Raw genomic sequence first — 23,642 nt, forward strand, 5'->3', positions numbered from 1 at the left:
CTGAACGGGCGGGCGATGCCGATCCCATCCCTGTGCCGGAGAACTTCCGAACTGGGGGGTCCAGCCCCGCCCGCGACGAGCGGGACGATGCGTTCAGGCGGCCGCTCGCGCAACGGGCGCCGGAGCAGGCGCGTATTCCTCCGGAATCGCGCAAAGACGGACGCGGGTGGCGAAACGGGCAAGCGCCGGATGCGACGTCAGGACCGCGAAAGGGATGGCGAGGCAGAGCCCGGCGAGCACCGGCGCCGCCCAGGTCAACGCCGAGGGCGCGCCGAGCGCGATGATCCCAGCCAGCCCCCCGCCGAACAGGGTCTGCGGCCAAAGCCCTCTGATCGCCGTCGTCCAGCTCAGACGGCGCGCGTCCCGCTGCTGGCCCGACCAGCCGACGCGCCGCCCGAAGGCTAGCCCGCCGAGGAAGATCGTCACGCGAAAGGCGACGATCGGCGCAAGCAACATGGAAAACAGGGTTTCCGTCACCGCCCCCGCGATGAACCGCCCCCGCCCGCCATAAGCGGCTGCGCCGCCCGTTCTCAGCGCGATGTCGATCCAGCCGGCGATCTTCGGGAAAAGCGAAACCCCGAACATCACCAGGAACATCGGGATCGCGAAGGCGAAATCGATATCCGCATAATCGCGCTCGTTGATTTTGGCGACCGCGGCGGCGGTCATCAGCATCCAGGCCGGCCCGCCGAAATACATCATGATCGCGGCGAAAACCTGGAACCGGCTCATCGGCTTCAACCCCTTGAGCCCGAGCAGGCGCCAATACTGCATGTTCCCCTGACACCAGCGCAGATCACGCTGCGTGAAGTCGAAAAGCGTCGGCGGATTATCCTCGTAGCTCTCGGTCTCCACCGGCATGACGCGCACTTCAAAGCCCGCGCGCCGCATCAGCGCCGCCTCGATCTGGTCATGGCTGAGGATATGACCGCCCAGCGGTCCCGCCCCCGGCAGCGCCGGAAGCGCGCATTTCGCCCGAAAGGGCGCGACGCGCACCAGGGCGTTGTGCCCCCAATAGGGGCCGCAATCGCCATGCCACCACGCGGCGCCCATGGTGAAACTGCGCATCCCCGCGCGCATGCCGAACTGGAAGATCCGCGCGAAAGCGCTCGTCGCCGGCGCGCCGACGACCAGAGACTGAAGAATGCCGAGGCGCGGATGCGCCTCCATGATCCGGACCATGCGCAGGATCGCCGCGCCCGACATCCGGCTGTCGCTGTCGAGCGGCAGGAAGAATTCGTACCCCCTGCCCCAGCGACGCAGGAAGTCGCGCAGATTGCCGGCCTTGAAGCCGGTGTTGCGCGCCCTTCTGCGATAGCGCGCGCCGGGGCCGAGCGCCGCCCTGCGCCGCTCGAACGCCGCCTCCTCGGCCGCCGCGAGCACGGGGTCGTCGGTGTCGGACAGAACGAAGATGTCGAAGCCGCCGCCAAACCCGGCCGCATCGAGGCTTCGCTTCGTCTTCACAAGTTTGTCGAGCGCGCGCTCCGCGTCCTCGTTCCTCAGCGCCATGGCGATGGCCGTCCGCGTTCGGGGCGCCGTCGCACTTTCGCCTGCGGCCAGAAACGGGCTCGTCGCCGCCAGCCCGCGGCGCGCGCCATGCAGCAGCCAGAGCCCGATCATGGCGTTCCAGAACCCCATGATCGTCCACGGCGCACCGAAGAGGAAGCTGACGAAGATGACGATATCCGCGGCGCTCCAGCCGCCGGCGCCGAAGATCCGGGACAGCGCCAGCGCCAGCAGCCCCAGAGTGACAAGATTGAGCGCCGCGACGAAGACGCGCCGTCTGGTCAGCGCGCGAGCAGATTGCAGACCGGCCGGGGTCCGCTCCGAGTCAACCGGCGCCGCGACCGGCCCGACCGCTTCCGGGTGCAGCAGAATCTTGTTCATCTCGCCGGCTTTCTGGTGCGCCGCTTCGCGCCGCGCGTTATGGCTTGAGGATGACTGGAACATCCCCCGAAACCAAGCCGCCGCGCGCGCTCTGGCATGTCGCGCCCGGCGAGGCCGCGCTCCGCGAGACCCAAATCGGCGTCGGCGAGTGCGAGATTCGCGCACTGTGGTCGCTGATCTCGCGCGGCACCGAACGGCTGGTGCATGAGGGCCGCGTGCCGGAAAGCGAGCATCAGCGCATGCGCGCGCCGCATCAGGAGGGGAATTTTCCTTTCCCGGTCAAGTATGGCTACGCCATGGTGGGTATAGTCGAGGACGGGCCCGAAGCCCTGATCGGCCGTCATGTCTTCGCGCTCCATCCGCATCAGTCCCGCTTTCGGCTTCCGGCCGACGACCTCGTCCCGCTACCGCCCGGCCTGCCGCCCCGCCGCGCCGCGCTCGCCGCCAACATGGAGACGGCGCTCAACGCGCTCTGGGACGCAGGCGCCGGCCCCGGCGACCGCATCGCCGTCGTCGGCGCCGGGCTGATCGGCTGCCTCGTCGCGCGCCTCGCGGCGCGAATGCCGGGGACAGAGGTAACCATGAGCGACCCGATAAGGCGACGCGCCGATATCGCCGCTGAACTTAATGTGAATTTCACGTCAGACCCGCGCGAAGACGAAAACTTCGACATCGCCATACACGCGAGCGCCACGGCGGCGGGGCTGGCGGAGGCGCTCGGCCGCCTCGGGCAGGAAGGCCGGCTTGTCGAACTTTCCTGGTATGGGGCGGGCGATGTCGAGGTTCCGCTCGGCGCGGCGTTCCATTCGCGCCGGCTCAGCATCGTCTCCAGCCAGGTCAGCGCAGTCAGCCCGAGCCGCCGTCCCCGCTGGCCGCATCGCCGGCGGCTCCTGAAGGCGCTGTCGCTGCTCGACGATCCCGCGCTCGACGCGCTGATTGACAGCGAAGTCGCCTTCGAAGAGCTTTCCACCCGCCTGCCGGCCCTGCTCGCGCGCGACGCGCCCGGCGTGGCGACAGTCATTCGCTACATGTGAGGCCCGATGTACGCTGTTCAGGTCCGCGATCACATCATGATCGCCCATTCGCTCAAGGGCGAGGTTTTCGGCCCCGCCCAATCGAAGCACGGCGCGACCTATGTGATCGACGCGACTTTCTATCGGGCGGAGCTTGGCCCCGAGCGAATCGTCGTCGATATCGGCCGAGCGACCGAGGCGCTGAAGGCGGCGCTGGCGAAGATCAACTATTCCGACCTCGACGAAACCTTGCCGGGCGAGCTCACCACCACCGAGTGGCTGGCGAAATGGGTCTTTGACGAGATCGTGGCGGCGGCGCGCTCCGGCGCGCTCGGCCCGGGCGGCGACAGGGTGGAGCGGCTCCGGATCACGCTCAACGAAAGCCACGCCGCGCTCGCCTGGTATGAAGGCGCGCTTTGAGGGCGCTCGCCCGCCTCGCGGTTCCGGGCGACCCGGACACCCCGACCGGCGGCTATGTATACGCCCGGCGGGTGATCGCGGCCTCCGGCGGCGCGCTTGCGCCGCTCGCGCTGCCGGGCGGCTTTCCCTTCCCCGACCAGGCCGCACTCGACGCCGCCGCCTCGCTGATCGCCGCCGCAAACGGGCCGGTGATCGTCGACGGGCTCGCCTACGGCGCCTTTCCGGCCGAACTGATCGAGGCCCTGCCGCGCGCGCCGCTCGCGCTCTGCCATCATCCATTGGGGATGGAGACCGGGCTCGAACCGGAGACCGCGCGCCACCTGATCGAGAGCGAGCGCGCCGCCCTCGCCCGCGCCGCGCACGTCATCGCCGCCAGTGAAGCGACGAAAGCGCTGCTGATCGCGGAGTTCGGGCTCGCGGATGAGAACGTGACCGTCGCATCGCCGGGGCTGGATCCTGCTCCGCCGGCGCGGGGCGCCGATGGGCCGCCGACGATCCTCACCGTCGCATCGCTGACGCCGCGCAAGGACCACCTCACGCTGATCGCCGCGCTCGCCCGGCTGGCGGAATCGCGCCCCGATCTCGACTGGCGGGCCGTCTTCGCCGGCCCGGAGGATCGCGCCCCGGCGACCGCCGCCGCCATTCGCGACGCCATCCGCGACGCGGGGTTGGCCGGCCGGATCGAACGTCTCGGCGCGCTCGGTCCCGCCGCTCTCGACGGGCTTTACGACCGGGCGGCGATTTTTGCGCTCGCCTCCCGGTACGAAGGCTATGGCATGGTGTTCGCGGAGGCGATGATGCGCGCGCTCCCCGTCGTCGCCTGCGATATCGGGGCCGAGGGCGCGGCGGCCCCAGCGGGCGCGCTGCGCCTTGTTCCCGTGGGCGACGCGGACGCGATGGCGGCGGCGCTGGCTTGGTTCCTCGAAAGCCCGCAACGCCGGAGGGAGGCCGGAAACCGCGCCCGCGCCCACGCGCTGAGCTTACACGACTGGACCGCCACCTGGGCCGCGTTCGGCGCCGCGCTGAAGTCGGCGGCGTGAGCGGCTTTTCCGTCGATTGGCTCACGCTCCGCGCAGGCGCCGACGACCGGGCGCGGGCGCCGGCCCTGCTGGAGAGAGTGAAGGTCTGGGCGGGGGACGGGCCGCTGCTCATCGCCGATCTCGGTGGCGGCTGCGGGGCGACAAGGCGCGCGCTGGGATCGCATCTGCCGGCGGCGCGCTGGCGTCTCCTCGACAATGATTCCGCGCTGCTCGACCAGGCGCCGCCCGGCGCGGATCTCGAGACGGTCGCGGTCGATCTCGCCGCGCGGCCCGAAGCCGCCTTCTTCCCCCCGCCGGACCTGGTCGCCGCTTCGGCGTTTTTCGATCTTGTCTCCGCCGCATGGATCGATCGTTTCGTCGCCCTCCTCGCCGCGTCGCGCGCGCCGCTCTACGCCGCGCTGACCTATGACGGGCGCGAGGACTGGCGCCCGGCGCCCCGGCATGAGGCAGCGGCGCTCGAAGCCTTTCGCGGCGACATGGCGCGCGACAAGGGCTTCGGCCCGGCGCTCGGGCCCAACGCGCCGCGCTATCTGGCTGACGCGCTCCGGCGGAGCGGCTACACGGTGCATGAGGCGGCGAGCGATTGGCGGCTGACGCGCGCGCGCGACGCGGCGCTGATCGAGTCGCTGGCGACCGGCGCCGCGACGGCGGCGCGCGTGCGCGCGGCGCTCTCGCCTGCTGCGCTGCGGGACTGGCGGACAGACCGCACTGCGGCGACGGCCGTCGTTATCGGTCATTGCGACATTCTCGCCTTTCCCGGCTCCGCGTCGTGAATCGCGCCCCGCAAGGACGCCCCGCCGCGTGACAAGCGGCGCCGGAGGGCACATATTCACGCCATGATACGAATTCTCCTTCCCGTGCTTCTCGCCGCGCTCTGGGGCTGGCTGATGTGGCGCATGGCGCTCGGCAAGATGAAGCGCGAGCTCGACGGCAATTCGACGCTGATCGATGATCCCGAGCTTGAAGCGGTGATCCGCAGGCTTGGCCGGCAGGTCGGGCTCGAACATCTGCAGGCGCATATCTACCGGACCGAGACGGTGAACGGGCTGGCGGCGCCTGACGGGCGCATCTTCATCACTTCCGGCCTTTTCGACCGTTACCGGCGCGGCGAGTTCACCGCCAGGGAGCTCGGCTCGGTCGTCGCGCATGAGCTTGGCCATGTCGCGCGCGGCCACGCGCGTCGCAGGATGATCGACTGGACAGGGCAAAACGCCGCGCGCATGGCGCTCGGCATGGTGTTGAGCCGGTTCATCCCCTTCGTCGGTTATCATGTCGCGCATTTCCTCACCACGGCGCTGACGACCAAACTGTCGCGGCGCGACGAGTTTCAGGCGGATGAATACGCTTCGGCGCTGATGCTGAAGGCCGGGTTCGGAACCGGGCCGCAGATCACGATGTTCGAGAAGCTGGCCAAACTCTCTCCGGGGCCGTCCGGCGTCGCCTGGCTCGCCAGCCACCCTGCGACGGAAGAGCGAATCGCGGCCATCCGCGCCCGCGCCGTCGGTTGGGCGGAAACGGTCGAGAAGGCGGACTGACTCCACCCCTTCAGCCGGTCGGGGGAGCGGCGCTTTCCCAGGCCTTGCCGAGACGGGGCAAGGCCGCCCGCTTCAGGAAAGCGCGAAAGGACGCGCCGCGCGCCTCGGCCATCGCCGCGATCGGACGCATCGCCGCCTCCATCCGCTGGGAATCGCGCGCGAAAGCGGCGGCGAGAAATTCGTCCGGATGGAGCCGTCCGACGCCGAGCGGGCGAAGAAGCCGCAGCGGAAAATCGCGGGTATTGAACGTAAGGATCGCCTCCGCTCCCCCCGTCAGTGCGGCGGCGATCACATGGGCGTCCGCCGGATCTGGCGGCGCAAGTTCCTGCTCCCGCGCCTCGTAACCCTTGATCTCGCCGGATGGAAAGCACGCGCGAAGAAGCGCGATATCGCCGCGCGCCAGCATTTCCGCCGCCGCGCCCTGTTTGGCGCCGGCGGCGCGCGCCCATTCCTCCAGCACCCGCGCCGAATAGAGCGGCGTGAAGCCGTCCGCGCGCGCATAGGCGAGCAGGATTTCGCGCGTTGCGACCGGGAAGAGCGCGCAAGCGTCCACGAACAGCCGCATCAGAGTAGCCGGACGGCGCGTATCGCGGGGTTGGCCGTCCGCGGCGGCGCGGCTTGCGCCGAACCATCCGGGCCAGCCAGCCCGGCGGCGATCGCCGCCGCGCCGCGTGCGGGCCGGAGGCGCGCAAACGCCGCCAAACCGGATGCGATTGGCGCATCGGTTCGCCCACGTCCCTTCGGCGCGCGGATGGCGTCGAAAGCTCTTGCAGACGATTTTGTGCGCTGCAACGCATGCCCGCTCGCACTCGCAAAAATCCACCGGCCCCGGTTCTGGCGCAGGCGGAAGGTATGGCGGCTCAGCTTGTCGTCCGGGTGGGGCATGACCGCGCCTTAGCGCGCGTCGTCTGGAAAGGAAAGCGGGCGGGGCGTCAGCCCCGACCGCAGGGATTCATCCGCGCGTTCAGTCGGCGCGGACGGGGCGGGCGACGGGCGCCGTGAAAAGGGCGCGGAGCCAGCCCCAGGCGGCGGTGAAGCCGGCGCGAGTCACTTCGGCGCGCATCCGCTGGGCGCGGATTTCAATCGCGCGAATCTCAGCCTCGGTCGGCGTCCGGTAGTTATAGTCGGTCATTCTCTTCAACTCCTGACATCGCGGCGCGCCGGATTTGGGCGTCGCTCGGATGCCAGTGAGATAGGCTCTCCCAAGCGATGTTGCATCGCACCATCCCGCAGTGCGGTCATGCGCCGCATGCATGGCTTAGAAGACGCCTGGCCGCGCCCCGCTCCGCGCCGCGTTCGCCAGCCATTCGAAGACATATGCGCCAAGCGAGCGAAAACAGATCAGGGTGAACGCCCCATCCGACCCCGCCCAGAACGCCGCCGCGACCTGGCCGAGCCGGGTGCGGCGCAGATCGCCCGGCCCGAACGCATCGGGCGAGAGATCGACCGGCGCGCCGCTTGCGATCAGCTCGCGCGCGCCCAGCCCCTCAACGCGCAGGACCGCACGGGCGTCGGAAACGTCGGCGACAAGATGATGACGCCCCGCCAGGACGGATTTGAGCGCTCCCACCGCGCCGGGCGCGGCGGCGTAACCGGTGACGAGCAACAGCTCGTCCGGCGCCATCCAGCCGAGCCCGCCCTCCGCAGTCTCCTGAAAGCGCCGCACCCCGGGGAGCGCGCAACCCGCTACAGATTCCACCGCCGCCCCGAACTCCCTGTCGGCGAGGTCGCCGCGAATCGTCACCATGCCGATGGCGCCCATATCGCGGATCGTCGCCGCAGGTCCGGCGAAGACCGCGTCTCGCGTCGATGTAACCGGTTCAGACATTCTGCCGCGCCCCTTCCTTGTCATAGGCGACCGGGTCGACGATCCGCGCCCGGATAACGTCGCCGCCGCCGACCGGAAAGCTGATCACATCGCCCATCCGGGACGGACCGTTCCGGATGAGACCGAGCGCCACCGAACGGTCCAGCGTCGGCGACCAGTAGGTCGAGGTGACGCGGCCGATCACCTCCGGCTTCGACGCCGCCGGGTCGGCGACCGCATAGGCGCCGTCCGGCAGCACCCGCTTCGGGTCTTCGGTGGCGAGTCCGACGAACGCCTCTCGCCCTTCGCGGGCGAGAAAGGCGCGCTCCTGCGCGCGCTTGCCGATGAAATCCGCCTTCTTCTTCGAGACCGCCCAGTGCAGCCCCAGATCCTGCGGCGTCACCGTGCCGTCGGTCTCGTCGCCGATCATGATGAAGCCCTTCTCGGCCCGCATGACATGCAGCGCCTCGGTGCCGTAGGGCGTGATCCCATGCGCCGAGCCGGCGGCGCATATCGCATCCCAAAGCGCCTGACCGCGATGCGCTGGCGCGGCGATCTCGTAGGAAAGTTCACCGCTGAATGATATCCGGTAGATACGCGCCGGAACGCCGGCGATTTCTCCCTCCGCAAGCGCCATGAACGGCAAGGCTTCGGCCGAGAGGTCGATATCGGTGAGGCCGGTGAGCACCTCGCGCGCCTTCGGCCCGGCGACCGCGACCTGCGCGTATTGCTCGGTCAGATTGGCGGTGAAAACCTTGAAATCCCACCACTCGGTCTGCAGCCATTCCTCCATCCAGCCATGCACCCCATCGGCGCCGCCGGATGTCGTGTGGCAGAGAAACTCGTCCTCGCCGATCCGGGCGACGACGCCGTCATCGAAGAGAAAGCCGTTCTCGTTGCACATCAGTCCATAACGGCAGCGACCCGGTTTCAGCGTCGACATCATGTTGGTGTAGAGCAGATCGAGGAAACGCCCCGCGTCCGGCCCCTTCACCAGAATCTTGCCCAGGGTGGAGGCGTCCAGCATGCCGACGCCGCGCCGCACCGCCAGCACCTCCCGGATCACCGCGTCCTCGCGCGTCTCTCCCGGGCGGCGATAGCAGTAGGGGCGGCGCCATTCCGCCACCGGCTCCCAGTCGGCGCCTGCGTCTTCATGCCAGTCATGCATCGCCGTGCGCCTGAGCGGCTTGAAGAGCGCGCCAGCGTCCCTCCCCGCGATGGCGCCGAGGGAGATCGGCGTATACGGTGGGCGGAAGGTCGTCGTCCCGACCTCCGGCACAGGCGTGTTCAGGCTGTTCGCGAGAATGGCGAGCCCGTTGATGTTGCTCAGCTTACCCTGATCCGTCGCCATCCCAAGCGTGGTGTAGCGCTTGGCGTGCTCGACGCTCTCGTACCCCTCGCGGGCCGCAAGTTCGATATCGGCTGCGGTGACGTCATTCTGATAATCGAGGAAGTGCTTCGTTCCATGCGCGTAGCGGCCGACCGACGGCGCGAACCAGAGCGGGACGAGCGGAGCCATCTCCGGCTCATCCACCACCGACGCCGGCGCCGCGCCCGGCGCGCGCCCGAGTTCCGCCGCCGCCCGCGCGCCGGCGGCCCAGCCATCCGCCATGCCTTCGGCGGCGCCGAGCAATCCGTTCGCGGCCCCGGCGGCGAAGGTGTTCACCGCGCCCTCGCCATCTGTCGGCGCGCCCCGCTCCGGCGCAGGGCGAAACATCGCCTGCGCCTCGTCCCAGGCCAGCTTGCCGCCGCAATGCGAATAGAGATGCACGACCGGCGACCAGCCGCCCGACATCGCTAGGCAATCGCAGCCGATTTCCTCGACCGCGCCGCCGACACGCCCGTCGGCGGTGCGCCGGGCGATGGTCACGCCCTTCAGCGCGCCGCCTCCGACCGCCTTCACCACGGTGGCGCCCGCGCGCACCTCGATGCCGAGCGCGCGCGCCCGTTCCGGCAGCGCACCGGCGACTTCGGTGCGCGAGTCGACGATCGCCGGCACGCGAAGTCCGGCTTCGAAAGCCGCGATCGCGGTTCGATAGGCGTCGTCATTATTGGCGAAAACCACGATCTCCCGCCCCGGCGCGACGCCCCAGAGCGCGATATAGTCGCGCACCGCCGAGGCCAGCATCACCCCCGGCAGGTCGTTATCGGCAAAGACGAGCGGGCGCTCGATGGCGCCCGCAGCGATCACGATCCGCTTCGCCCTGACCCGCCAGAGCCGGTGGCGCGGCCCGTCCGAGACGCCGAGATGATCGCCGCAGCGTTCGTTCAGCAACGCATAGCCGTGGTCATAGAGCCCGGCCGCCTGGCAGCGGGTGCGGATCGTGACGTTCGCCATCGCCTCCAGTTCCGCGACCCGCGCCGCCGTCCATTCGGCGCCGTCCTGTCCGTCGATGCGGATATCCGTCTCGCTCAGCAGCCGGCCGCCGGGATGCGCGCCCTGCTCCACCAGCAGAACTCGCGCGCCCGCGCGCCCGGCGGCCAGCGCCGCCGCCAGCCCGGCCTGCCCGGCGCCCACCACCAGAACGTCGGTGAAGGCGTGGAAATGCTCGTACTCGTCCGGGTCGGGTTCGGTCGGCGCCGGGCCCAGACCGGCGGTCTGGCGGATGAAAGGCTCGTAGAGATGCTTCCAGGCGATGCGCGGAAAGAGGAAGGTCTTGTAATAGAAGCCGGCGGAAAAGACCGGCGCGACGGACGCTGCCGCGGCGTTCAGCGCGCCGATGTCGTATTCGAGGCTCGGCCAGTGGTTCTGGCTTTTCGCCGTCAACCCGTCGAATAACTCGGTCATCGTGGCGCGCTGGTTCGGCTCGGCGCGCGCGCCCTCGCCCACCGTCATCAGCGCGTTCGGCTCCTCCACCCCGGCCGCCACCAGGCCGCGCGGACGGTGATACTTGAACGATCGCCCCATCAGCGAGCGGCCCGAGGCGAGCAGCGCCGAGGCGAGCGTGTCGCCCGCGAAGCCTTGCAGCCATTTACCGTTGAAACGGTATGCGACCGGCGTTTCACGGTCGATCAGGCGCCCCCCCCGGTTGAGACGATGCGGCATCTATTTCGCCTTCCGCTTTTCAATCCTGTCCAGAATCTCCTGCGGCGGACCGGCGACATTGGCGGGATAGGTCCCGTAGACCTCCAGCGTCACGGTGTCCCGCGCGGCGTGGAACCACTTGCCGCAGCCATAGGCGTGGCGCCAGCGCTCGAAATGCGGGCCGCGCGGGTTGGTCCGCTCGAACATATAGGCTTCGAAGGCGCTGTCGTCGGAACCCGGCCCATGACGCGCGATATGCGCCTCGCCGCCGGGTGCGAACTCGGTCTCTTCACCGGCGACGCCGCAATGGGGGCAGGTCAGAAGGAGCATGCTGGGCCTCTCCGCGCAAAAATATCGTCGCGGAAGGAAGCCCGCCGCGACGAATATCATCCGTTGCGGATGGTGGATGACACATGCCCGACCCTGGTCGCAACGCAATCCCGACCCGTGCAGGTCAAGTTTCGACCAAATGGGCCGCTCGCGGCGCCCGCCGCAACGGCGGGCGCCGCGTGTCGATCAGTTGTCGTCCGCGGGCGCGGTCGTCCCGCCCTCAGTCTCTGCAGGCGCCTCGGCGCCATCGGTTCCGTCGGTCGTCGTTTCACCGGACTCCACGGTGACCGAGTCCGTTTCGCCGTCGAGCATCGCCATCCCGTCTCCGTAGACGAAATAGGCGATCACGGCCACGACGATGACCAGACCACCAATGATGTAAGCCTTGGAATTATTGCCGCCTTGGGCCATCCCGATCTCCTCTCACATTGAGTCTGCGACTTACGTAACGCGCTGCGCAGGAAGAACGTTCCCCACCCGCGCAACCTGAGGTTATACGGAGATAGTGGCGGCGCTGTGTCGGTGTAAGCGTCTCGCCCGACGCACCCTTGAAACGGCGGAGCACGAACCCCGTGCGGTTCAGTGCGCGACGGCCGCCGCGACGCTTTCGTCGATCATCCGGCCTTCGCGGAACCGGTCGAGGCCGAACGGGCCGGCGACTTCGTCCTCGCCATTCGCGATCAGCGAGGCCGTGGCCCAGCCGGAGCCGGGGATCGCCTTGAACCCGCCGGTGCCCCAGCCGCAATTGAGGAACATGCCCTCGACCGGCGCCTTGCCGATGATCGGGCTGCGGTCGCCGGTCATGTCGACGATCCCGCCCCATTGCCGGAGCATCTTGAGGCGGGAAAGCATCGGGAAGGTCTCCTTCAGCGCGCGCACCGTCTCCTCGATATGATGAAAGGAGCCGCGTTGGGTGTAGTTGTTGAACCCGTCTGCGCCGCCGCCGATCACCATCTCGCCCTTGTCCGACTGGCTCATGTAGCCGTGGACGGTGTTCGCCATCACCACGATGTCCATGCAGGGTTTGATCGGCTCAGAGACCAGCGCCTGAAGCGTCACCGATTCGATGGGCAGGCGGAAACCCGCCATATCGGCGATCACTCCGGAATGGCCGGCGACGATCGCCGCGACCTTTCTGGCGCGGATCGGCCCGCGCGTCGTCTGGACCCCGGTGACCCGGCCGCCCGCGACATCGATCCCGGTGACCTCGGTCTTCTGGAGGATATGAACGCCGAGGTCGGAGGCCGCCCGCGCATAACCCCATGCGACGGCGTCATGGCGGGCGGTGCCGCCGCGCGGCTGCCAGAGCCCGCCGAGAACCGGAAAGCGAGGCCCGGAGATCTCGATGATCGGACAGAGCTGCTTGACCCTCTCCGGGCTCACCATCTCGGTCTCGATCCCGGCGAGCCGGTTGGCGTGGGCGGTGCGGCGAAGCGCGCGTAGTTCATGCTCCGTCTGGCAGAGCATCATCACGCCTCGGGGCGAGAACATGACGTTGAAATTCAGCTTCTGGCTCAAATCCTCGTAAAGCCCGCGCGAAAGCTCGTAGATCGCCGCCGAGGGCTCCTGAAGGTAGTTGGAGCGGATGATCGTGGTGTTGCGCCCGGTGTTGCCGCCGCCGAGCCAGCCCTTCTCCACCACCGCGATATTCCGGACGCCGTGGTTCTTCGCAAGGTAATACGCAGTGGCGAGCCCGTGCCCGCCGGCGCCGATGATCACGACATCGTATTCGGGCTTCGGCTCGGGCGCCGCCCAGGCCCGCTGCCAGCCCTGGTGATAACCGAAAGCTTCGCGCGCCACGGCGAATGCGGAATAGCGTTTCATGGCGGACCGGCCCTTCCCTGTGCTGATGAGGTCTCTATAGCCCGGCCGGGCCGCCCCTGACGCGCCGACACGGCGTCGCGGGGACGGATCGCGACATCGCGCCCGGTTTGGCGAAAGTGCGACTTCGCCGCGTTGCCGCCGCGGCGGCGGCGGTTTAGGTGTATCCGGGAAAACATGACGGAGACCGGTTTGGCCTTCTGGATCATCGCCATCGCCGCCGCGCTCGTCGCCGGCCTCGTCGCCGTCCGGCCGCTGCTGGCGAGCCGGTCCGCCGCCGCGCCCCGCGCCGCGCATGACGCGCAGGTTTTTCGCGACCAGTTGAAGGAGCTCGAACGCGATGTGGCGCGCGGCGTCGTCACGGAGGCGGACGCCGAGGCGACCCGGCTGGAGATTTCCCGACGCCTCCTCGCCGCCGACGCCGAAAGCCGGACGGACGAGGCCCCCGCAGCCGCGCCGCCGGCGCTTTCGCGCGGGCTCGCCGCAGCGCTGATCATCGCCGCGCCGCTCGCGGCCACTTGGCTTTACAGCAATCTCGGCGCGCCCGGCGCCGCCGACATGCCGCTCTCCAGTCGTGGAGAAGCCATGCGGCCGAACCAGCAGGAAGCCGAGAAGATGATGGCCGGGCGCGAACCCGCGCCGCCGACCGGCCCCGACGCGGAAGAGTTTGAGCGCCTCGTGACGCAGCTGGAGGCGCGCCTCAAGGAGGCGCCCAACGATGAGCAGGGGATTTTCCTTTACGCGCGCTCGCTGATGAATCTCGCTCGCTTCAAGGAGGCCTGGCCCCAATTCGAGCGGCTCATCGAACTTCGCGGCGAGGCGGCGGACGCCGATATCTACGCGGGCTACGCCGAGGCGATGATCCTCGCCGCCGGCGGCTATATCTCGCCCGAGGCCGAGGCGGCGCTTCTCCAGGTTCTGAAGCGTGAGCCGACCAACCCTTCGGCGCGCTACTATCTCGGCCGGCTTCACGCACAGGACGGCGCGCCCGAACGAGCCGGCGCGATCTGGACGGCGTTGCTGGACGAGAGCCCGCCCGACGCGCCCTGGGTCGCGCCGATCAAGGCGGAGATGGCCGCACTCGGGCTCGGCCAGCGCGGCGGCGACAACCTTCCCGGCCCGACGCGCGAAGAGATGAGCGCGGCCGGATCCCTGCCGCCCGCGGACCGTCAGGCCATGGTCGCCGACATGGTGAACCGCCTCGCCGAGCGGCTGGACGCCGAAGGCGGGACGCTGGCCGAATGGCAGCGACTGATCCGCTCCTATTCCGTTCTCGGCGACAACGCGAAGGCGCAGGAGGCGATGGCGCGCGCGAAGGAGGCGTTCAAGGGTGATCCCGCAGCGCTCGTCGCGCTCGAAAACGGCTCCGCCCCGCTGCCCGCGCCCGGCGGCGCCGAAGCCGCCACGCCGGCGGAAGGGCCGCAGCCGGATCGCACGGCGATGATCGCCGGCATGGTCGAGCGGCTCGCCACGAGGCTCCGCACCGAAGGCGGCGGGCCGGAGGACTGGCTGCGCCTGATCAGCTCCTATTCCGCGATGGGGCGGAGCAAAGACGCCGACGCCGCCTATCGCGAGGCGCGGGACGCCTTCGCCGCAGACCCCGCGGCGCTCGCGATGCTGGAGGCCGCGGTCGAGGGCGCGCCGAGAGAGGCGACCGGGCGGAAGACCGCGCCGCCCGCGGATAAGCGGGGCCCGACCTCCGACGAGGTCGCCGCCGCCGCTGAAATGGCGCCGGCCGACCGGCAGGAGATGATCCGCGGGATGGTCGCGCAGCTCCATGAGCGGCTTCAGGAAGAAGGGAACGCAGCCGACGTCAACGAGTGGGGCAAGCTCATGCGCTCCTACCGGGTGCTCGGCGACGCGGCGGCCGTGCGCGCCGCTTACGACGAAGCCGCGTCGATCTTCGCCGAGAGCGCGATCAGCCTCGCCTATCTGAAGGAGGCGGCGCTGCTGAACGGCGTCGAGTTGAATTGAACGCCGGGGCCGACGAAGCCGCGCTGGTGACCGACGACATCGCCGTATTCGCGGCGGCGCTCCAACCCGGGCGGCCGCTTTTCGGACTCGACCTCGGCACGAAAACCATCGGCGTCGCGATCTCCGACACGCGCCTCAGCGTCGCCAGCCCCGCCGAAGTGATTCGCCGGGCGAAGTTCAGCGTCGACGCGGCGGCGCTGCTTTCCCTCGCCGAGCCTCGCGCGGCGACCGGGTTCGTCCTCGGCCTGCCGCGCAACATGGACGGGTCCGAAGGGCCGCGCTGCCAGTCGACCCGCGCATTCGCGCGCAATCTCTCGCGGCTGACGTCGCTTCCGATCACCTTCTGGGACGAACGGCTTTCGACCGTCGCGGTCGAGCGGACGCTGCTGGAGGCGGATCAGTCCCGCAAACGCCGCGGCGAAGTCGTGGACAAGATGGCGGCGGCGTTCATCCTGCAGGGCGCGCTCGACCGCCTGAGCCACCTGCGGGCCGGCGCATGAGCACCCCTGAGTCCAGACGCGTCTGGCGCCGCGACGAGGTGGAGAGCCCGTGCCGGAACATCTGCGTGATCCATCCGGAAACCGGTCTCTGCATCGGCTGCTATCGCACGGGCGCGGAGATCGCCGACTGGTCGCGCCTTACGCACGAAGAGCGGCGTGCGGTGATCCTCGAGTTACCGACGCGCGCGCCGCAACTCACCCGCCGCCCGCGCCGGGGCCGCGCGGCGCGACTCAACGACGGGGGATAGCGCTTTGGCGCGGACGGCGCGCATGCTAGCTATGCAGGGACCGAAGCCAGCAAGCGGCGCGCCCTGATGCTTTTTTGGCCCCTCGCCCTGATCGCCCTGATCGCAATCGTCATCGCGCAGCTTTCCGCGACCTTCCCCGACGCGCTCCGCGCCGAGGGGTCGAGCGAGAAGCTGATCTATCTTGCACTCCTCCTGGTCTTCATCCTGGCCTACGGATTCCGGCGGCGGGAGGTCCGGCTCGGGCCGATGGCCCTGATGGGCGTCGGCTGGCTCGCGGCGTTCGCGGCGCTCCTCGTCGCCTACACCTATCGGGAGGAGGCGCGGATGGTCTTCGACCGGGTGCGGGGCGAAGTGAGCCCGACCATCGCCATCGCCCGCGACGACGGGGAAGTGGAGCTGCGCAAGGCGTGGGACGGGCATTTCCGCGCGATGGCGCTGGTGAACGGCGCGCGGGTCGGGATGTTGGTCGACACCGGCGCCTCGGTCGTCCTGCTTTCCTACGAGGATGCGGCGGCGGCCGGCCTGGACCCGGAGCATCTGGCCTTCACCCAGCCGGTGACCACCGCAAACGGCCGCAGCCACGTCGCCCCCGTGATCCTGGAGAGCGTCGCCATCGGCGCAGTCGGGCTGAGCAGTGTGCGCGCGGCGGTGGCCGAGGAAGGCAAGCTCAAGTCGTCGCTCCTCGGCATGAGTTTCCTCGGCCGGTTGCAGGAGACCAGCTTTCGCGGCGACAGCCTGATCCTGAGGAACTGAACGCCGTCAGGCGGCGGAAAGCCACCAGCGCCAGTCCGCGCACGGGTGCGGATCAGGCCGGAAATAGGCGACAGCTCTCCGCGCGCCGCCCGCCCTCCATGGCGCGACGCCATGCAGGGCGAGGCGATGAACGAGATAGGCTTCGCCCGGCGCAGCGGCGATCTCGACCCGGGGCAGCGTCTCGAAACAAAGCCGCCGCGCCGCTTGGTAGGCTTCGGTCACATCGGTCTGCGCCCACGTTTCCGGCGGAACGCCGGATAGGACGGCGGCGAGCGCGGAGCGGATGATCCGGTGACTTCCCTCCCAGATCGTGAAGGGAGCAGCGCCCGCGGGCGCCTCGTTCAGCGGCAAGCCGAGGATGAAGCCGTGAACCTCCCGCACCATACGCCGGCGCCCGGGCATGACCCGGTGCAGTCCGTCGACATGCGCGGCGTCGCGGTGACGCCGGTAGCGAAAGGCCGCCTCGCTCTCCTCCTCGCCGCGCTTTGGATAGCCGGGGTAGATCACGGAAGCCTGCGCCCGGTCGAAAGCGAACCCGCCGCCGACAGCCGCCAGCGCCGCGTCGATCGCCGCTCCGGTCAGCGGCGGGCCGCCCGGCAGTCGCCCCACGCTGTCGTTCTCCAGCGCGTTCACTCCGGCGAACCAGGTTCCGCCGCAAAGCCGCCAGCGAGCGTTCGCCGCATCCGCCTCCGCCGCCCGCGCGGCGACGTCGGCATGGGCCGCCCAGCGCGCCAGCGCCGGCTCATGCGGAAACTTCACCCAGCCCCGGGCGAAGAATTCATCCATAGAGCGCCTTGCGCAGCATATTGAGCGCCGTCACCGCAAGGAAGAACGCGAAAAGCAGCTTCAGCGGCCGCGGATTGAGCGAATGCGCCAGCTTCACGCCATAGGGCGCGCAGAGCACCGTCATCGGCACGATGATCGCGAAGGCCGGCAAACTGACATAACCGAGCGTAAACGGCGGGCGCAGCGGCTCACCCCAGCCCGAAACGATGAAACCGATCGTCGAGGGGATGGCGATTATCAGACCGAATCCCGCCGCCGTCGCCACCGCGCGATGCACGGCAAGATTGAAGAGGGTCAGAAGCGGCACGCCGAACGTGCCCCCGCCAATCCCCATCAGGACGGAAAGAAATCCGACCGACGTCGCGATTCCGCCCCGCGCCGCGCCGGTCGGCGGCGCGTCGCCCAGGCGCCAGTTCTTCCGACCGAACGCCATGTGGAGCGCGACGACGAAGGCGGCGACGCCAAAGACGATCATCAATGAAGCGCTCCGCAGCCGATCGGCGGCGATCACGCCGAGTACCGCACCGACGGCGATGTAAGGCGCCCAAGATTTCAGGAGCGGCCAGTCCACCGCCCCTTTCTTGTTATGCGACGCGACCGAGCGCATCGAGGTCAGCACGATCGTCGCGAGCGATGTCGCGACGCAAACATGCATCAGCGTCGCCTCCGGATAGTCAAGCGCGATGAAGACATAGAAGAGCGCCGGCACGATGACGATCCCGCCGCCAACGCCGAGAAGCCCCGCGAGGACGCCAGCCACGACTCCAAGGACAAGAAGCAGCGCGACGAGCACTGCGAGTTCACCGATGGTCTGGTCCATTCCCTCTCCTTCAGGCCGCCCTGCGGGCCGGCTCCAGGGCGCTGAGCGCCGCCTCGACGAGTTCCGGCCCTGCGCCGTCCAGATGCGCGCCTTCGGACAGGATTCGGCGCCAGCGCCGCGCGCCCGGCCGGCCCTGAAAGAGCGTGAGCATATGCCTGGTGATCTGGTTCAGCCGGTCGCCTTGCGCGAGCCGCGCCTCGATATAGGGCAGCATCGCGCGCACTGCGGCTTCCGGCGTCACGCGCCGGGACTCGCCGAACAGCCTGCGGTCGGCGTCGATCAGGACGCCAGCCGGATTCTGATAGGCGGCGCGCCCGATCATCGCCCCGTCGAACCCTTCAACCAGAAACGCTTCGACCGCGTCCAGCGAACCGATCCCGCCATTGATGGCGAATGACAGTTCCGGTCGCGCCTTCATCACCCGCCTCGCCAGATCGTAGTCGAGCGGGGGAATCTCACGGTTCTCCTTCGGGCTCAACCCGTCGAGCCAGGCTTTGCGCGCATGGACCGCGAAATGCCGGACGCCGGCGCCCGCCACCCGGTCGACAAATTCGGGGAGCGCGCGCTCCGGGTCCTGATCGTCCACGCCGATCCGGCATTTCACCGTGATCTCGGCGCGCCCCGCCGCAGCTTCGATCATCGCCCCGACGCAGCGCGCGACGAGATCCGGCTCGCGCATCAGGCACGCGCCGAATGCGCCCGAACGAACGCGATCGGAAGGGCAACCGACATTGAGGTTGATCTCCGCGTAACCGAAATCCAGCGCCGCCCGCACCGCCGCCGCCAGAAGCTCCGGCTCCGAACCTCCCAGCTGCAGCGCAAGCGGCTGCTCGGCTTCCGAATAGCCCAGCAATCGCTCACGCGGCCCATGAACGACCGCCGCCGCCGTGACCATCTCCGTATAAAGCAACGCCCGCCGGCAGAGCAGCCGGTGAAGATACCGGCAATGCCGGTCGGTCCAATCCATCATCGGCGCCACGCTCAGGCGGGCCGCCATTTCAGTCTGCAATCTCAATGCCTTAACCCATTGCTTCCGGAGTGATGCGTGTAGCGCATCCCGGGTGTTTCCTCAGGTTTCCCCCGGTTTCTCCGGGTTTCCGGATGGCTCGTGCTACCGGGTAGCACAGTCGGCTCCAAGAACATTTCCGCGCCGCGCGCGCGCCCCACCCCTCGAACTCCCGAAAAAATCACGCGGAAGATTTCTGTGTCCTGAAAAACGAACGCAGCTCCCCGATAGAACGGAATTACGAGGTATATAATGAACACTGACCATCAGAACCACCCTGCAAACGCCGAGCCACATGCCCCTGCGCAGATCGATATCGCCGTTTCGCGCCGGCCATCGACATCATCTGCGGATCGCGAGGTCGAGATCTTCTCCTCCAAGCGAATGAAATCCAACCGGGGAGAGAAAAGAAAACGCGGCGGGGAGCCGAACATTACGGAGCGGGTCGACCGAAACGGGGCCATTCGTTATCGCGTCCAGATCCGTGGCAAGGTTGACGGCAAGCTCCACAGTCTTTGCCAGACCTTCAGGTCGATGCGGGTGGCCAAAAAGTGGCGGGACAAAAAATTCGCGGAGATTGAACTCTACGGATTTCCAACGCGACAGGTTACCGGCTCCACGGTTGGCGAGGTCATCGAGCGCCGGCTCGAGACGCATCGACACCTGGGTCGCACCACAATAGCAAATCTGAAAAATCTCAGAGGCCGTGACATCGGAAAGAAGCCGGTCTCGGCGCTGACCATGCAGGATTTCTTTGAGGTCGCAGACGAGTTGCTGAGTGAAGACATGCTCCCGCAAACCGTGACGGGTTATCTCACCCTGCTTGTCGCCACACTGAAATGGGGGGATAGGCGCGGCGAACGCCTGCCCGCCGGCATCGCCGAGAACGCCATGGCGATCATGTGGGAGGATGAAATCCTTGCGAAATCCGAAGCCCGCACGCGCCGCGTCTCCCCCGCGGAGCTCGGGAGCATCCTCGCGAAAATCGCCGAGAACCCGAGACAGAAGATTCCAGTGGCTACGATCATCGCCTTCGCGGTTTTCTCATCCCGCCGGTTGGGTGAGATTTGTCGTTTGCGATGGGATGACCTGCGGATCGACGGATCCAGAATTCTTGTTCGGCAGATGAAGCATCCTCGGAAGAAACGAACCAATGACGTCTGGTGCGCGCTGCCGCCCGAGGCGTTGCGCATCATCCTGTCAATGCCGCGGGTTTCGGAGTTCATCTTCCCCTTCAACCCTCGCTCGGTTGGCGCAGCCTTCCGGCGGCATCGGAATCGCGCGAATGTGGCCGATCTTCGGTTCCATGATCTCAGACACGAGGCCATCACGAGGCAGTTCGAGATGGAGAAAACGGCGCCGTTCGTCAGCAAGATCTCGGGCCATGCATCCGCCGCATGCCTCGAGCGATACGAGCATGTCGAGAAAGTCGGAGATCGCTTCGCGAGCTGGGTATGGCTGGAGGCGGCCATCGCCGGCGATCTGACGCTCGCTTCCAAACCGGCTTCCGCGATCGGACGATCGCGTTGATATGGTTGGACGGCCGACCGCTGGTCCGGCCGTCCAATCCGCCGCGGAGATAAATTTCGATGGGCGAGATATTTTCTTTTCCGCCGCTCACAGAACGAACCGATCTCCTTCAAAGCACCGGGAAGGATAGATCAAGTGATCACAATGCAAATGCTGACCGCCCATTTCGATGGCCTGCCCATCGCGCCGTAGGAGGCTATCACGCCTTTCTTCAAGATGAGGGTCGACACCCTGATACAGAAGATAGACGAAGGCGTCATTCGCCTCCCGTATTTCAGACTTGACGACAGCCAGAAGGCTCAGCGCCACGTCCATTTGACCGATCTGGCCGCGCTGATTGATCTCCGTCATGCGGAGGCTCAGGAAGAATTCAAGAAGCTCTGGCGCTGAAGAGCCGTGTAGCGCGGCTCTGATGCGGCGCTGCCTCTGAATGTTCGAAAATCCGGAATATCTCTCCGAGCATGCTTTCACCGGATCGAAAGGCATGGATGCGGAATGAAAATGCAGATCGAACACCGGAACGATGAGGGCCTTGGTGTCTTTCGACGCCGAAAGTGGCGCGCTTGTAAACACCCCTCTTGCCCAAAGCGGCTCAGAACGGCCTTTCGGCTCCCTCCAAACGTATTTCCACTTCACGCCGTCATATTCGCCATCCAGCCCGACCTCGGCTGGCCGGACCGCAAGCCACCATTTGGGACGAGCTGAACGCTTGGGGCAAATCCATCGCAGGCTGGCGCCGCCACATCATTTCATACGCCGTGCGAGATGGCACGCTTGGCGATGGGCGCATGGACGAGGTCTATCGACTCTTACCGTGGGACAGGGGACTTGATAACGTGGGCGAGGAGCTTCCAGGCGTGCCCGGTTCGGTAACGGGCCGCACTGCTGTCGCGGCTCCTACGCCGCCCGTCGCAAGCGCGCCTCGGCTCTATCCAGCCGCGGCGATCCGCCGCCGGTCTTACCGCCATGCGCGTGCGGCGGCGTCGCCCTCGCTCAGCGCGGAATATTCCTTTCCGGCTTTGAGCGTGGCGTGACCGAGATGCGTCGAGATGATCCGCGCGGCGATCACGGGGTCGTGCCGACGCATGTAGTCGGCGGCGAGGGTCAGCCAGTTTTTTGCCGATGACCTCGCCGTAGCGCAGATGGATCAACCGGTCCGGGCGTCCGCACAGGATCAGCTCGTCGAGGACTTCACCGACCTCGGGCCAGAGCTCGCCGGCTTCCGTCATCCTGCCGGTCTTCCCCTGGCGCCAGGCGAGACGCCAGGAGCCGTCCGTTGCGCGCCGGAGATCGTGGCCGAGGCGCCAGCCCGCCATGTCCCCGGTCCGGGCGGGCTTGTTCATGTCGATCGCAGCGATCGCCGCCGATCGAAGCAACAGGACCTTGCGCGCGGAATGGTCAGGCAGGGACGCGGCTTCCGTGCGCATTTCACCGATCCGCCGGGCGATGTATTCGAAGCCTCCCCTCCTCATCAGGTCGGCGATCGGGGCGAACCGCGCTCTCGGTACTGCAGTTCCCGGTCGAGGAGAACGGCCGCTGGTGTGGCCTTCCACTTCGACCAGCCGGCCGCGCGCGCCGCCAACGCTGTGCTGCTGGCCGTGCCGCCACGGCTGGGCGAGCCCTGGTCGGCCGACACCATGATCGGCGTGCTGCGCGACGCTCTGGAAATCGGCAAGATCCGGGCGGTGGACGGCGCGGCGCTCGAGGGCCTCGGACAGTACCTGCCGGCGATCATGCTCGCTGCGAACGAGGGCGGCGAGACCGTCAGCACCGACATCTCGCGCGCGGTCTTGCCGATCCTGATATGGCCCCAGCTTCTGGACGTCGTCACCGAGGTGTCGCCATGAGCTCGATCATCGGATGGAACCAGATCGAACCGGTCGCCCGCGACCAGAGCTTCCGCGAGGGGCTTGAAAGCACGATCTACGACCCGGCCTGGACCCTGGCCCGGCAATGGCAGATCGGCGAGTTCCAGGGCGAGGATGCCGGCAGCGCGGTGCTGGCGCGGATAGCCATGCGCGCCCGTCCGGTCACCCACTACCGGCCGGGCCCGCCCGGCAGCGCCGCCGCGCCGGTGGCCCTGGACGAAGCCCGGCCGCTGGAAGCGCTCGTCGAGACCGAGACCGCCGCCGATTTCGGCGCCACTGGCTGGCTCGACCGCTCGGAGGCCGGGGTGCACTTCCTGCGGCTGCTCGACGTCCACCCGGCCCTGCCGGAAGAGCGCGCGGGCTGGATCGCCAGCCACGGCTTCCCGTCGCTCCCCGCTGACGCGGTGCTTTCGGCCACGCACGGCGCCTCGCTACGCCGTCACCGCCCTCGCCATCCTTCTGTTCCTGCTCGCCCTGCGCCGCTCCGGCGTGCGCGCCGGCCGGCTCGCCGAACGGCTCGAGACCATGGAGAGAACCCATGAAGCCCAACGACGGATGCTCAAGCCTGCGGCGCGTCGCCCTCGTTCTCGCGACGATCTGGCTGAGCGGCTGCGCGACGGGCGGTTCTGGCGGAGGTCGACCTGAACGTGTAAGGGCAGGCTACTCGGCGGAGGCGAGAGAGTCATGGGCCGGCCGGACGAATGGCACGTCTCTGGCGGCTCCACCTTCTACGATGTATCGTTCATCGAATCCTGCCAGGCTCGCCTGGCGGTTGCACCAGCACACCACAGGCCGCCCGTTCCGCAAGGTGGGCTGCTCCGACCGGAAACCGGCGGGGCATGGCGATCGTTGGAAGGATCAACCCTTGACCGGCCAAGCCGCTCCCATGCGGCGCCCCGGCAACAGATGCTTGAACCCATGACCGATTTCCTGATTTTCCTGAGCCGTTTCTTAAGGCTGCTGCATTTCGTGCGCGGCGCGCTCGGCGCGCTCCTGCTTCTCCTGGGCGTCTGCGCGCTGGCGCTGATGTGGGCGGAGGGCTTGCCCCTGGGCGACGCCCTATACCTTACCGCCGTGACCGGCTTGACGATCGGCTACGGCGACATCGCGCCGGCGTCGCCGCTCGGTCGGATTGCATGCGTCACGGCGGGCTTGATCGGCGTCGTCTTCGTGGGCCTCGTGGTCGCCGTGGCGACCCGGGCTCTGGCGCAGGCCGTCAAGGACAACAGCGAAGGCCGCTGAGCCCTCGGCTCCGGCGCGCTGCCGCACGACCAAATCC

At 68.2% G+C, this 23,642-nt stretch carries 26 protein-coding genes; 13 read left to right on the plus strand and 13 right to left on the minus strand.

The window, feature by feature from the left end; all coding sequences use genetic code 11:
- Positions 1-93 precede the first annotated feature (93 nt).
- The gene (mdoH, locus tag G5B40_RS06480; RefSeq protein ID WP_165096515.1) at positions 94-1,887 is read right to left on the minus strand and encodes a glucans biosynthesis glucosyltransferase MdoH; all 1,794 of its coding nucleotides are present in this window, start codon (positions 1,885-1,887) and stop codon (positions 94-96) included.
- Positions 1,888-1,937: 50 nt separating this feature from the next.
- Here mdoH and G5B40_RS06485 point away from each other — a divergent pair, with 50 nt between their 5' ends.
- From G5B40_RS06485 to G5B40_RS06505, 5 genes are all read left to right on the plus strand, one after another.
- On the plus strand, positions 1,938-2,921 hold the full coding sequence (locus G5B40_RS06485) for a zinc-dependent alcohol dehydrogenase (protein WP_211907426.1): 984 nt from the start codon (positions 1,938-1,940) through the stop codon (positions 2,919-2,921).
- 36 nt (positions 2,922-2,957) lie between these two features.
- Complete coding sequence (locus G5B40_RS06490; protein ID WP_246209728.1) at positions 2,958-3,320, plus strand: 6-pyruvoyl trahydropterin synthase family protein; 363 nt, start codon at positions 2,958-2,960, stop codon at positions 3,318-3,320.
- On the plus strand, positions 3,317-4,360 hold the full coding sequence (locus tag G5B40_RS06495; RefSeq protein WP_165096520.1) for a glycosyltransferase family 4 protein: 1,044 nt from the start codon (positions 3,317-3,319) through the stop codon (positions 4,358-4,360). Before G5B40_RS06490 ends, G5B40_RS06495 begins: the two co-directional genes overlap by 4 nt.
- Positions 4,357-5,133, plus strand: a complete 777-nt coding sequence (locus G5B40_RS06500; RefSeq protein WP_165096523.1) for an SAM-dependent methyltransferase — start codon at positions 4,357-4,359, stop codon at positions 5,131-5,133. Before G5B40_RS06495 ends, G5B40_RS06500 begins: the two co-directional genes overlap by 4 nt.
- Before the next feature lie 63 nt (positions 5,134-5,196).
- Entirely contained in the window at positions 5,197-5,895 is a 699-nt protein-coding gene (locus tag G5B40_RS06505) for a M48 family metallopeptidase (RefSeq protein ID WP_165096525.1), read from the plus strand.
- 10 nt (positions 5,896-5,905) lie between these two features.
- On the opposite strand, the gene G5B40_RS06510 is transcribed toward G5B40_RS06505, so the two are convergent.
- The 7 genes from G5B40_RS06510 to G5B40_RS06540 all read right to left on the minus strand — a co-directional run bounded on the left by G5B40_RS06510 (position 5,906) and on the right by G5B40_RS06540 (position 12,881).
- Entirely contained in the window at positions 5,906-6,460 is a 555-nt protein-coding gene (locus tag G5B40_RS06510; RefSeq protein ID WP_165096528.1) for an RSP_2648 family PIN domain-containing protein, read from the minus strand.
- A gap of 399 nt (positions 6,461-6,859) precedes the next feature.
- The gene (locus G5B40_RS06515; RefSeq protein ID WP_165096531.1) at positions 6,860-7,027 is read right to left on the minus strand and encodes an RSP_7527 family protein; all 168 of its coding nucleotides are present in this window, start codon (positions 7,025-7,027) and stop codon (positions 6,860-6,862) included.
- 126 nt (positions 7,028-7,153) lie between these two features.
- Entirely contained in the window at positions 7,154-7,723 is a 570-nt protein-coding gene (locus G5B40_RS06520; protein WP_165096534.1) for a sarcosine oxidase subunit gamma, read from the minus strand.
- Positions 7,716-10,748 carry a sarcosine oxidase subunit alpha family protein gene (locus G5B40_RS06525; RefSeq protein ID WP_165096537.1) on the minus strand — a complete coding sequence of 1,011 codons (3,033 nt, stop codon included), beginning with the start codon at positions 10,746-10,748 and terminating at the stop codon, positions 7,716-7,718. Before G5B40_RS06525 ends, G5B40_RS06520 begins: the two co-directional genes overlap by 8 nt.
- A complete protein-coding gene (locus G5B40_RS06530; RefSeq protein WP_165096540.1) occupies positions 10,749-11,057 on the minus strand; it encodes a sarcosine oxidase subunit delta in 309 nt (102 codons plus the stop codon).
- 186 nt (positions 11,058-11,243) lie between these two features.
- Positions 11,244-11,468, minus strand: a complete 225-nt coding sequence (locus tag G5B40_RS06535) for a hypothetical protein (protein ID WP_165093508.1) — start codon at positions 11,466-11,468, stop codon at positions 11,244-11,246.
- A gap of 168 nt (positions 11,469-11,636) precedes the next feature.
- Complete coding sequence (locus G5B40_RS06540) at positions 11,637-12,881, minus strand: sarcosine oxidase subunit beta family protein (RefSeq protein ID WP_165096543.1); 1,245 nt, start codon at positions 12,879-12,881, stop codon at positions 11,637-11,639.
- A gap of 189 nt (positions 12,882-13,070) precedes the next feature.
- Between G5B40_RS06540 and ccmI the strand changes: the two genes are divergently transcribed.
- The 4 genes from ccmI (at position 13,071) to G5B40_RS06560 (ending at position 16,353) form a co-directional block, all read left to right on the plus strand.
- On the plus strand, positions 13,071-14,852 hold the full coding sequence (gene ccmI / locus G5B40_RS06545) for a c-type cytochrome biogenesis protein CcmI (RefSeq protein WP_165096546.1): 1,782 nt from the start codon (positions 13,071-13,073) through the stop codon (positions 14,850-14,852).
- A 23-nt stretch (positions 14,853-14,875) separates the two neighbouring features.
- Entirely contained in the window at positions 14,876-15,352 is a 477-nt protein-coding gene (gene ruvX, locus G5B40_RS06550) for a Holliday junction resolvase RuvX (RefSeq protein ID WP_165103340.1), read from the plus strand.
- The gene (locus tag G5B40_RS06555; RefSeq protein WP_165096549.1) at positions 15,349-15,600 is read left to right on the plus strand and encodes a DUF1289 domain-containing protein; all 252 of its coding nucleotides are present in this window, start codon (positions 15,349-15,351) and stop codon (positions 15,598-15,600) included. The genes ruvX and G5B40_RS06555 overlap by 4 nt, the downstream gene beginning before the upstream one ends.
- A gap of 66 nt (positions 15,601-15,666) precedes the next feature.
- Positions 15,667-16,353, plus strand: coding sequence for a retropepsin-like aspartic protease family protein (locus G5B40_RS06560; protein ID WP_165096552.1), 687 nt, complete (start codon positions 15,667-15,669; stop codon positions 16,351-16,353).
- Positions 16,354-16,359: 6 nt separating this feature from the next.
- Here the strand turns inward: G5B40_RS06560 and G5B40_RS06565 are convergent, their stop codons facing one another.
- From G5B40_RS06565 to G5B40_RS21135, 4 genes are all read right to left on the minus strand, one after another.
- Positions 16,360-17,139: a phytanoyl-CoA dioxygenase family protein gene (locus G5B40_RS06565; protein ID WP_165096555.1), complete on the minus strand. Its 780-nt coding sequence runs from the start codon at positions 17,137-17,139 to the stop codon at positions 16,360-16,362.
- Positions 17,132-17,959 carry a sulfite exporter TauE/SafE family protein gene (locus G5B40_RS06570; protein ID WP_165096558.1) on the minus strand — a complete coding sequence of 276 codons (828 nt, stop codon included), beginning with the start codon at positions 17,957-17,959 and terminating at the stop codon, positions 17,132-17,134. Before G5B40_RS06570 ends, G5B40_RS06565 begins: the two co-directional genes overlap by 8 nt.
- 10 nt (positions 17,960-17,969) lie before the next feature.
- A complete protein-coding gene (dusA, locus tag G5B40_RS06575) occupies positions 17,970-18,929 on the minus strand; it encodes a tRNA dihydrouridine(20/20a) synthase DusA (RefSeq protein ID WP_425500087.1) in 960 nt (319 codons plus the stop codon).
- Between the two features lie 378 nt (positions 18,930-19,307).
- The gene (locus G5B40_RS21135; protein WP_246209730.1) at positions 19,308-19,763 is read right to left on the minus strand and encodes a hypothetical protein; all 456 of its coding nucleotides are present in this window, start codon (positions 19,761-19,763) and stop codon (positions 19,308-19,310) included.
- Here G5B40_RS21135 and G5B40_RS06580 point away from each other — a divergent pair.
- Complete coding sequence (locus G5B40_RS06580) at positions 19,752-20,495, plus strand: site-specific integrase (protein WP_246209733.1); 744 nt, start codon at positions 19,752-19,754, stop codon at positions 20,493-20,495. The two genes, G5B40_RS21135 and G5B40_RS06580, sit on opposite strands and share 12 nt — an antisense overlap.
- Before the next feature lie 87 nt (positions 20,496-20,582).
- On the opposite strand, the gene G5B40_RS21140 is transcribed toward G5B40_RS06580, so the two are convergent.
- A complete protein-coding gene (locus tag G5B40_RS21140; RefSeq protein WP_246209736.1) occupies positions 20,583-21,131 on the minus strand; it encodes a hypothetical protein in 549 nt (182 codons plus the stop codon).
- A gap of 506 nt (positions 21,132-21,637) precedes the next feature.
- Between G5B40_RS21140 and G5B40_RS06590 the strand changes: the two genes are divergently transcribed.
- The 3 genes from G5B40_RS06590 (at position 21,638) to G5B40_RS06600 (ending at position 23,605) form a co-directional block, all read left to right on the plus strand.
- Positions 21,638-22,342 carry a hypothetical protein gene (locus tag G5B40_RS06590; protein WP_165096564.1) on the plus strand — a complete coding sequence of 235 codons (705 nt, stop codon included), beginning with the start codon at positions 21,638-21,640 and terminating at the stop codon, positions 22,340-22,342.
- Complete coding sequence (locus G5B40_RS21520) at positions 22,339-22,905, plus strand: hypothetical protein (protein ID WP_165096567.1); 567 nt, start codon at positions 22,339-22,341, stop codon at positions 22,903-22,905. The genes G5B40_RS06590 and G5B40_RS21520 overlap by 4 nt, the downstream gene beginning before the upstream one ends.
- 376 nt (positions 22,906-23,281) lie before the next feature.
- A complete protein-coding gene (locus G5B40_RS06600) occupies positions 23,282-23,605 on the plus strand; it encodes a potassium channel family protein (protein ID WP_165096570.1) in 324 nt (107 codons plus the stop codon).
- The last annotated feature ends 37 nt before the right edge of the window (positions 23,606-23,642 follow it).

The organism is Pikeienuella piscinae (genome assembly GCF_011044155.1).
GTDB lineage: Bacteria > Pseudomonadota > Alphaproteobacteria > Rhodobacterales > Rhodobacteraceae > Pikeienuella > Pikeienuella piscinae.

Coding starts and splice junctions, on each gene's coding strand:
- G5B40_RS21520 (WP_165096567.1), top strand. CDS start 22,339: ATGAGCTCGATCATCGGATGGAACCAGATCGAACCGGTCGCCCGCGAC.
- G5B40_RS06485 (WP_211907426.1), top strand. CDS start 1,938: ATGACTGGAACATCCCCCGAAACCAAGCCGCCGCGCGCGCTCTGGCAT.
- G5B40_RS06510 (WP_165096528.1), bottom strand. CDS start 6,460: ATGCGGCTGTTCGTGGACGCTTGCGCGCTCTTCCCGGTCGCAACGCGC.
- G5B40_RS06600 (WP_165096570.1), top strand. CDS start 23,282: ATGACCGATTTCCTGATTTTCCTGAGCCGTTTCTTAAGGCTGCTGCAT.
- G5B40_RS06555 (WP_165096549.1), top strand. CDS start 15,349: ATGAGCACCCCTGAGTCCAGACGCGTCTGGCGCCGCGACGAGGTGGAG.
- G5B40_RS06565 (WP_165096555.1), bottom strand. CDS start 17,139: ATGGATGAATTCTTCGCCCGGGGCTGGGTGAAGTTTCCGCATGAGCCG.
- mdoH (WP_165096515.1), bottom strand. CDS start 1,887: ATGAACAAGATTCTGCTGCACCCGGAAGCGGTCGGGCCGGTCGCGGCG.
- G5B40_RS06590 (WP_165096564.1), top strand. CDS start 21,638: ATGGATCAACCGGTCCGGGCGTCCGCACAGGATCAGCTCGTCGAGGAC.
- G5B40_RS06505 (WP_165096525.1), top strand. CDS start 5,197: ATGATACGAATTCTCCTTCCCGTGCTTCTCGCCGCGCTCTGGGGCTGG.
- G5B40_RS06560 (WP_165096552.1), top strand. CDS start 15,667: ATGCTTTTTTGGCCCCTCGCCCTGATCGCCCTGATCGCAATCGTCATC.
- G5B40_RS06520 (WP_165096534.1), bottom strand. CDS start 7,723: ATGTCTGAACCGGTTACATCGACGCGAGACGCGGTCTTCGCCGGACCT.
- G5B40_RS06535 (WP_165093508.1), bottom strand. CDS start 11,468: ATGGCCCAAGGCGGCAATAATTCCAAGGCTTACATCATTGGTGGTCTG.
- G5B40_RS06570 (WP_165096558.1), bottom strand. CDS start 17,959: ATGGACCAGACCATCGGTGAACTCGCAGTGCTCGTCGCGCTGCTTCTT.
- G5B40_RS06525 (WP_165096537.1), bottom strand. CDS start 10,748: ATGCCGCATCGTCTCAACCGGGGGGGGCGCCTGATCGACCGTGAAACG.
- G5B40_RS06530 (WP_165096540.1), bottom strand. CDS start 11,057: ATGCTCCTTCTGACCTGCCCCCATTGCGGCGTCGCCGGTGAAGAGACC.
- G5B40_RS06540 (WP_165096543.1), bottom strand. CDS start 12,881: ATGAAACGCTATTCCGCATTCGCCGTGGCGCGCGAAGCTTTCGGTTAT.
- G5B40_RS06515 (WP_165096531.1), bottom strand. CDS start 7,027: ATGACCGACTATAACTACCGGACGCCGACCGAGGCTGAGATTCGCGCG.
- G5B40_RS06580 (WP_246209733.1), top strand. CDS start 19,752: ATGCTCCCGCAAACCGTGACGGGTTATCTCACCCTGCTTGTCGCCACA.
- dusA (WP_425500087.1), bottom strand. CDS start 18,929: ATGATGGATTGGACCGACCGGCATTGCCGGTATCTTCACCGGCTGCTC.
- G5B40_RS06490 (WP_246209728.1), top strand. CDS start 2,958: ATGATCGCCCATTCGCTCAAGGGCGAGGTTTTCGGCCCCGCCCAATCG.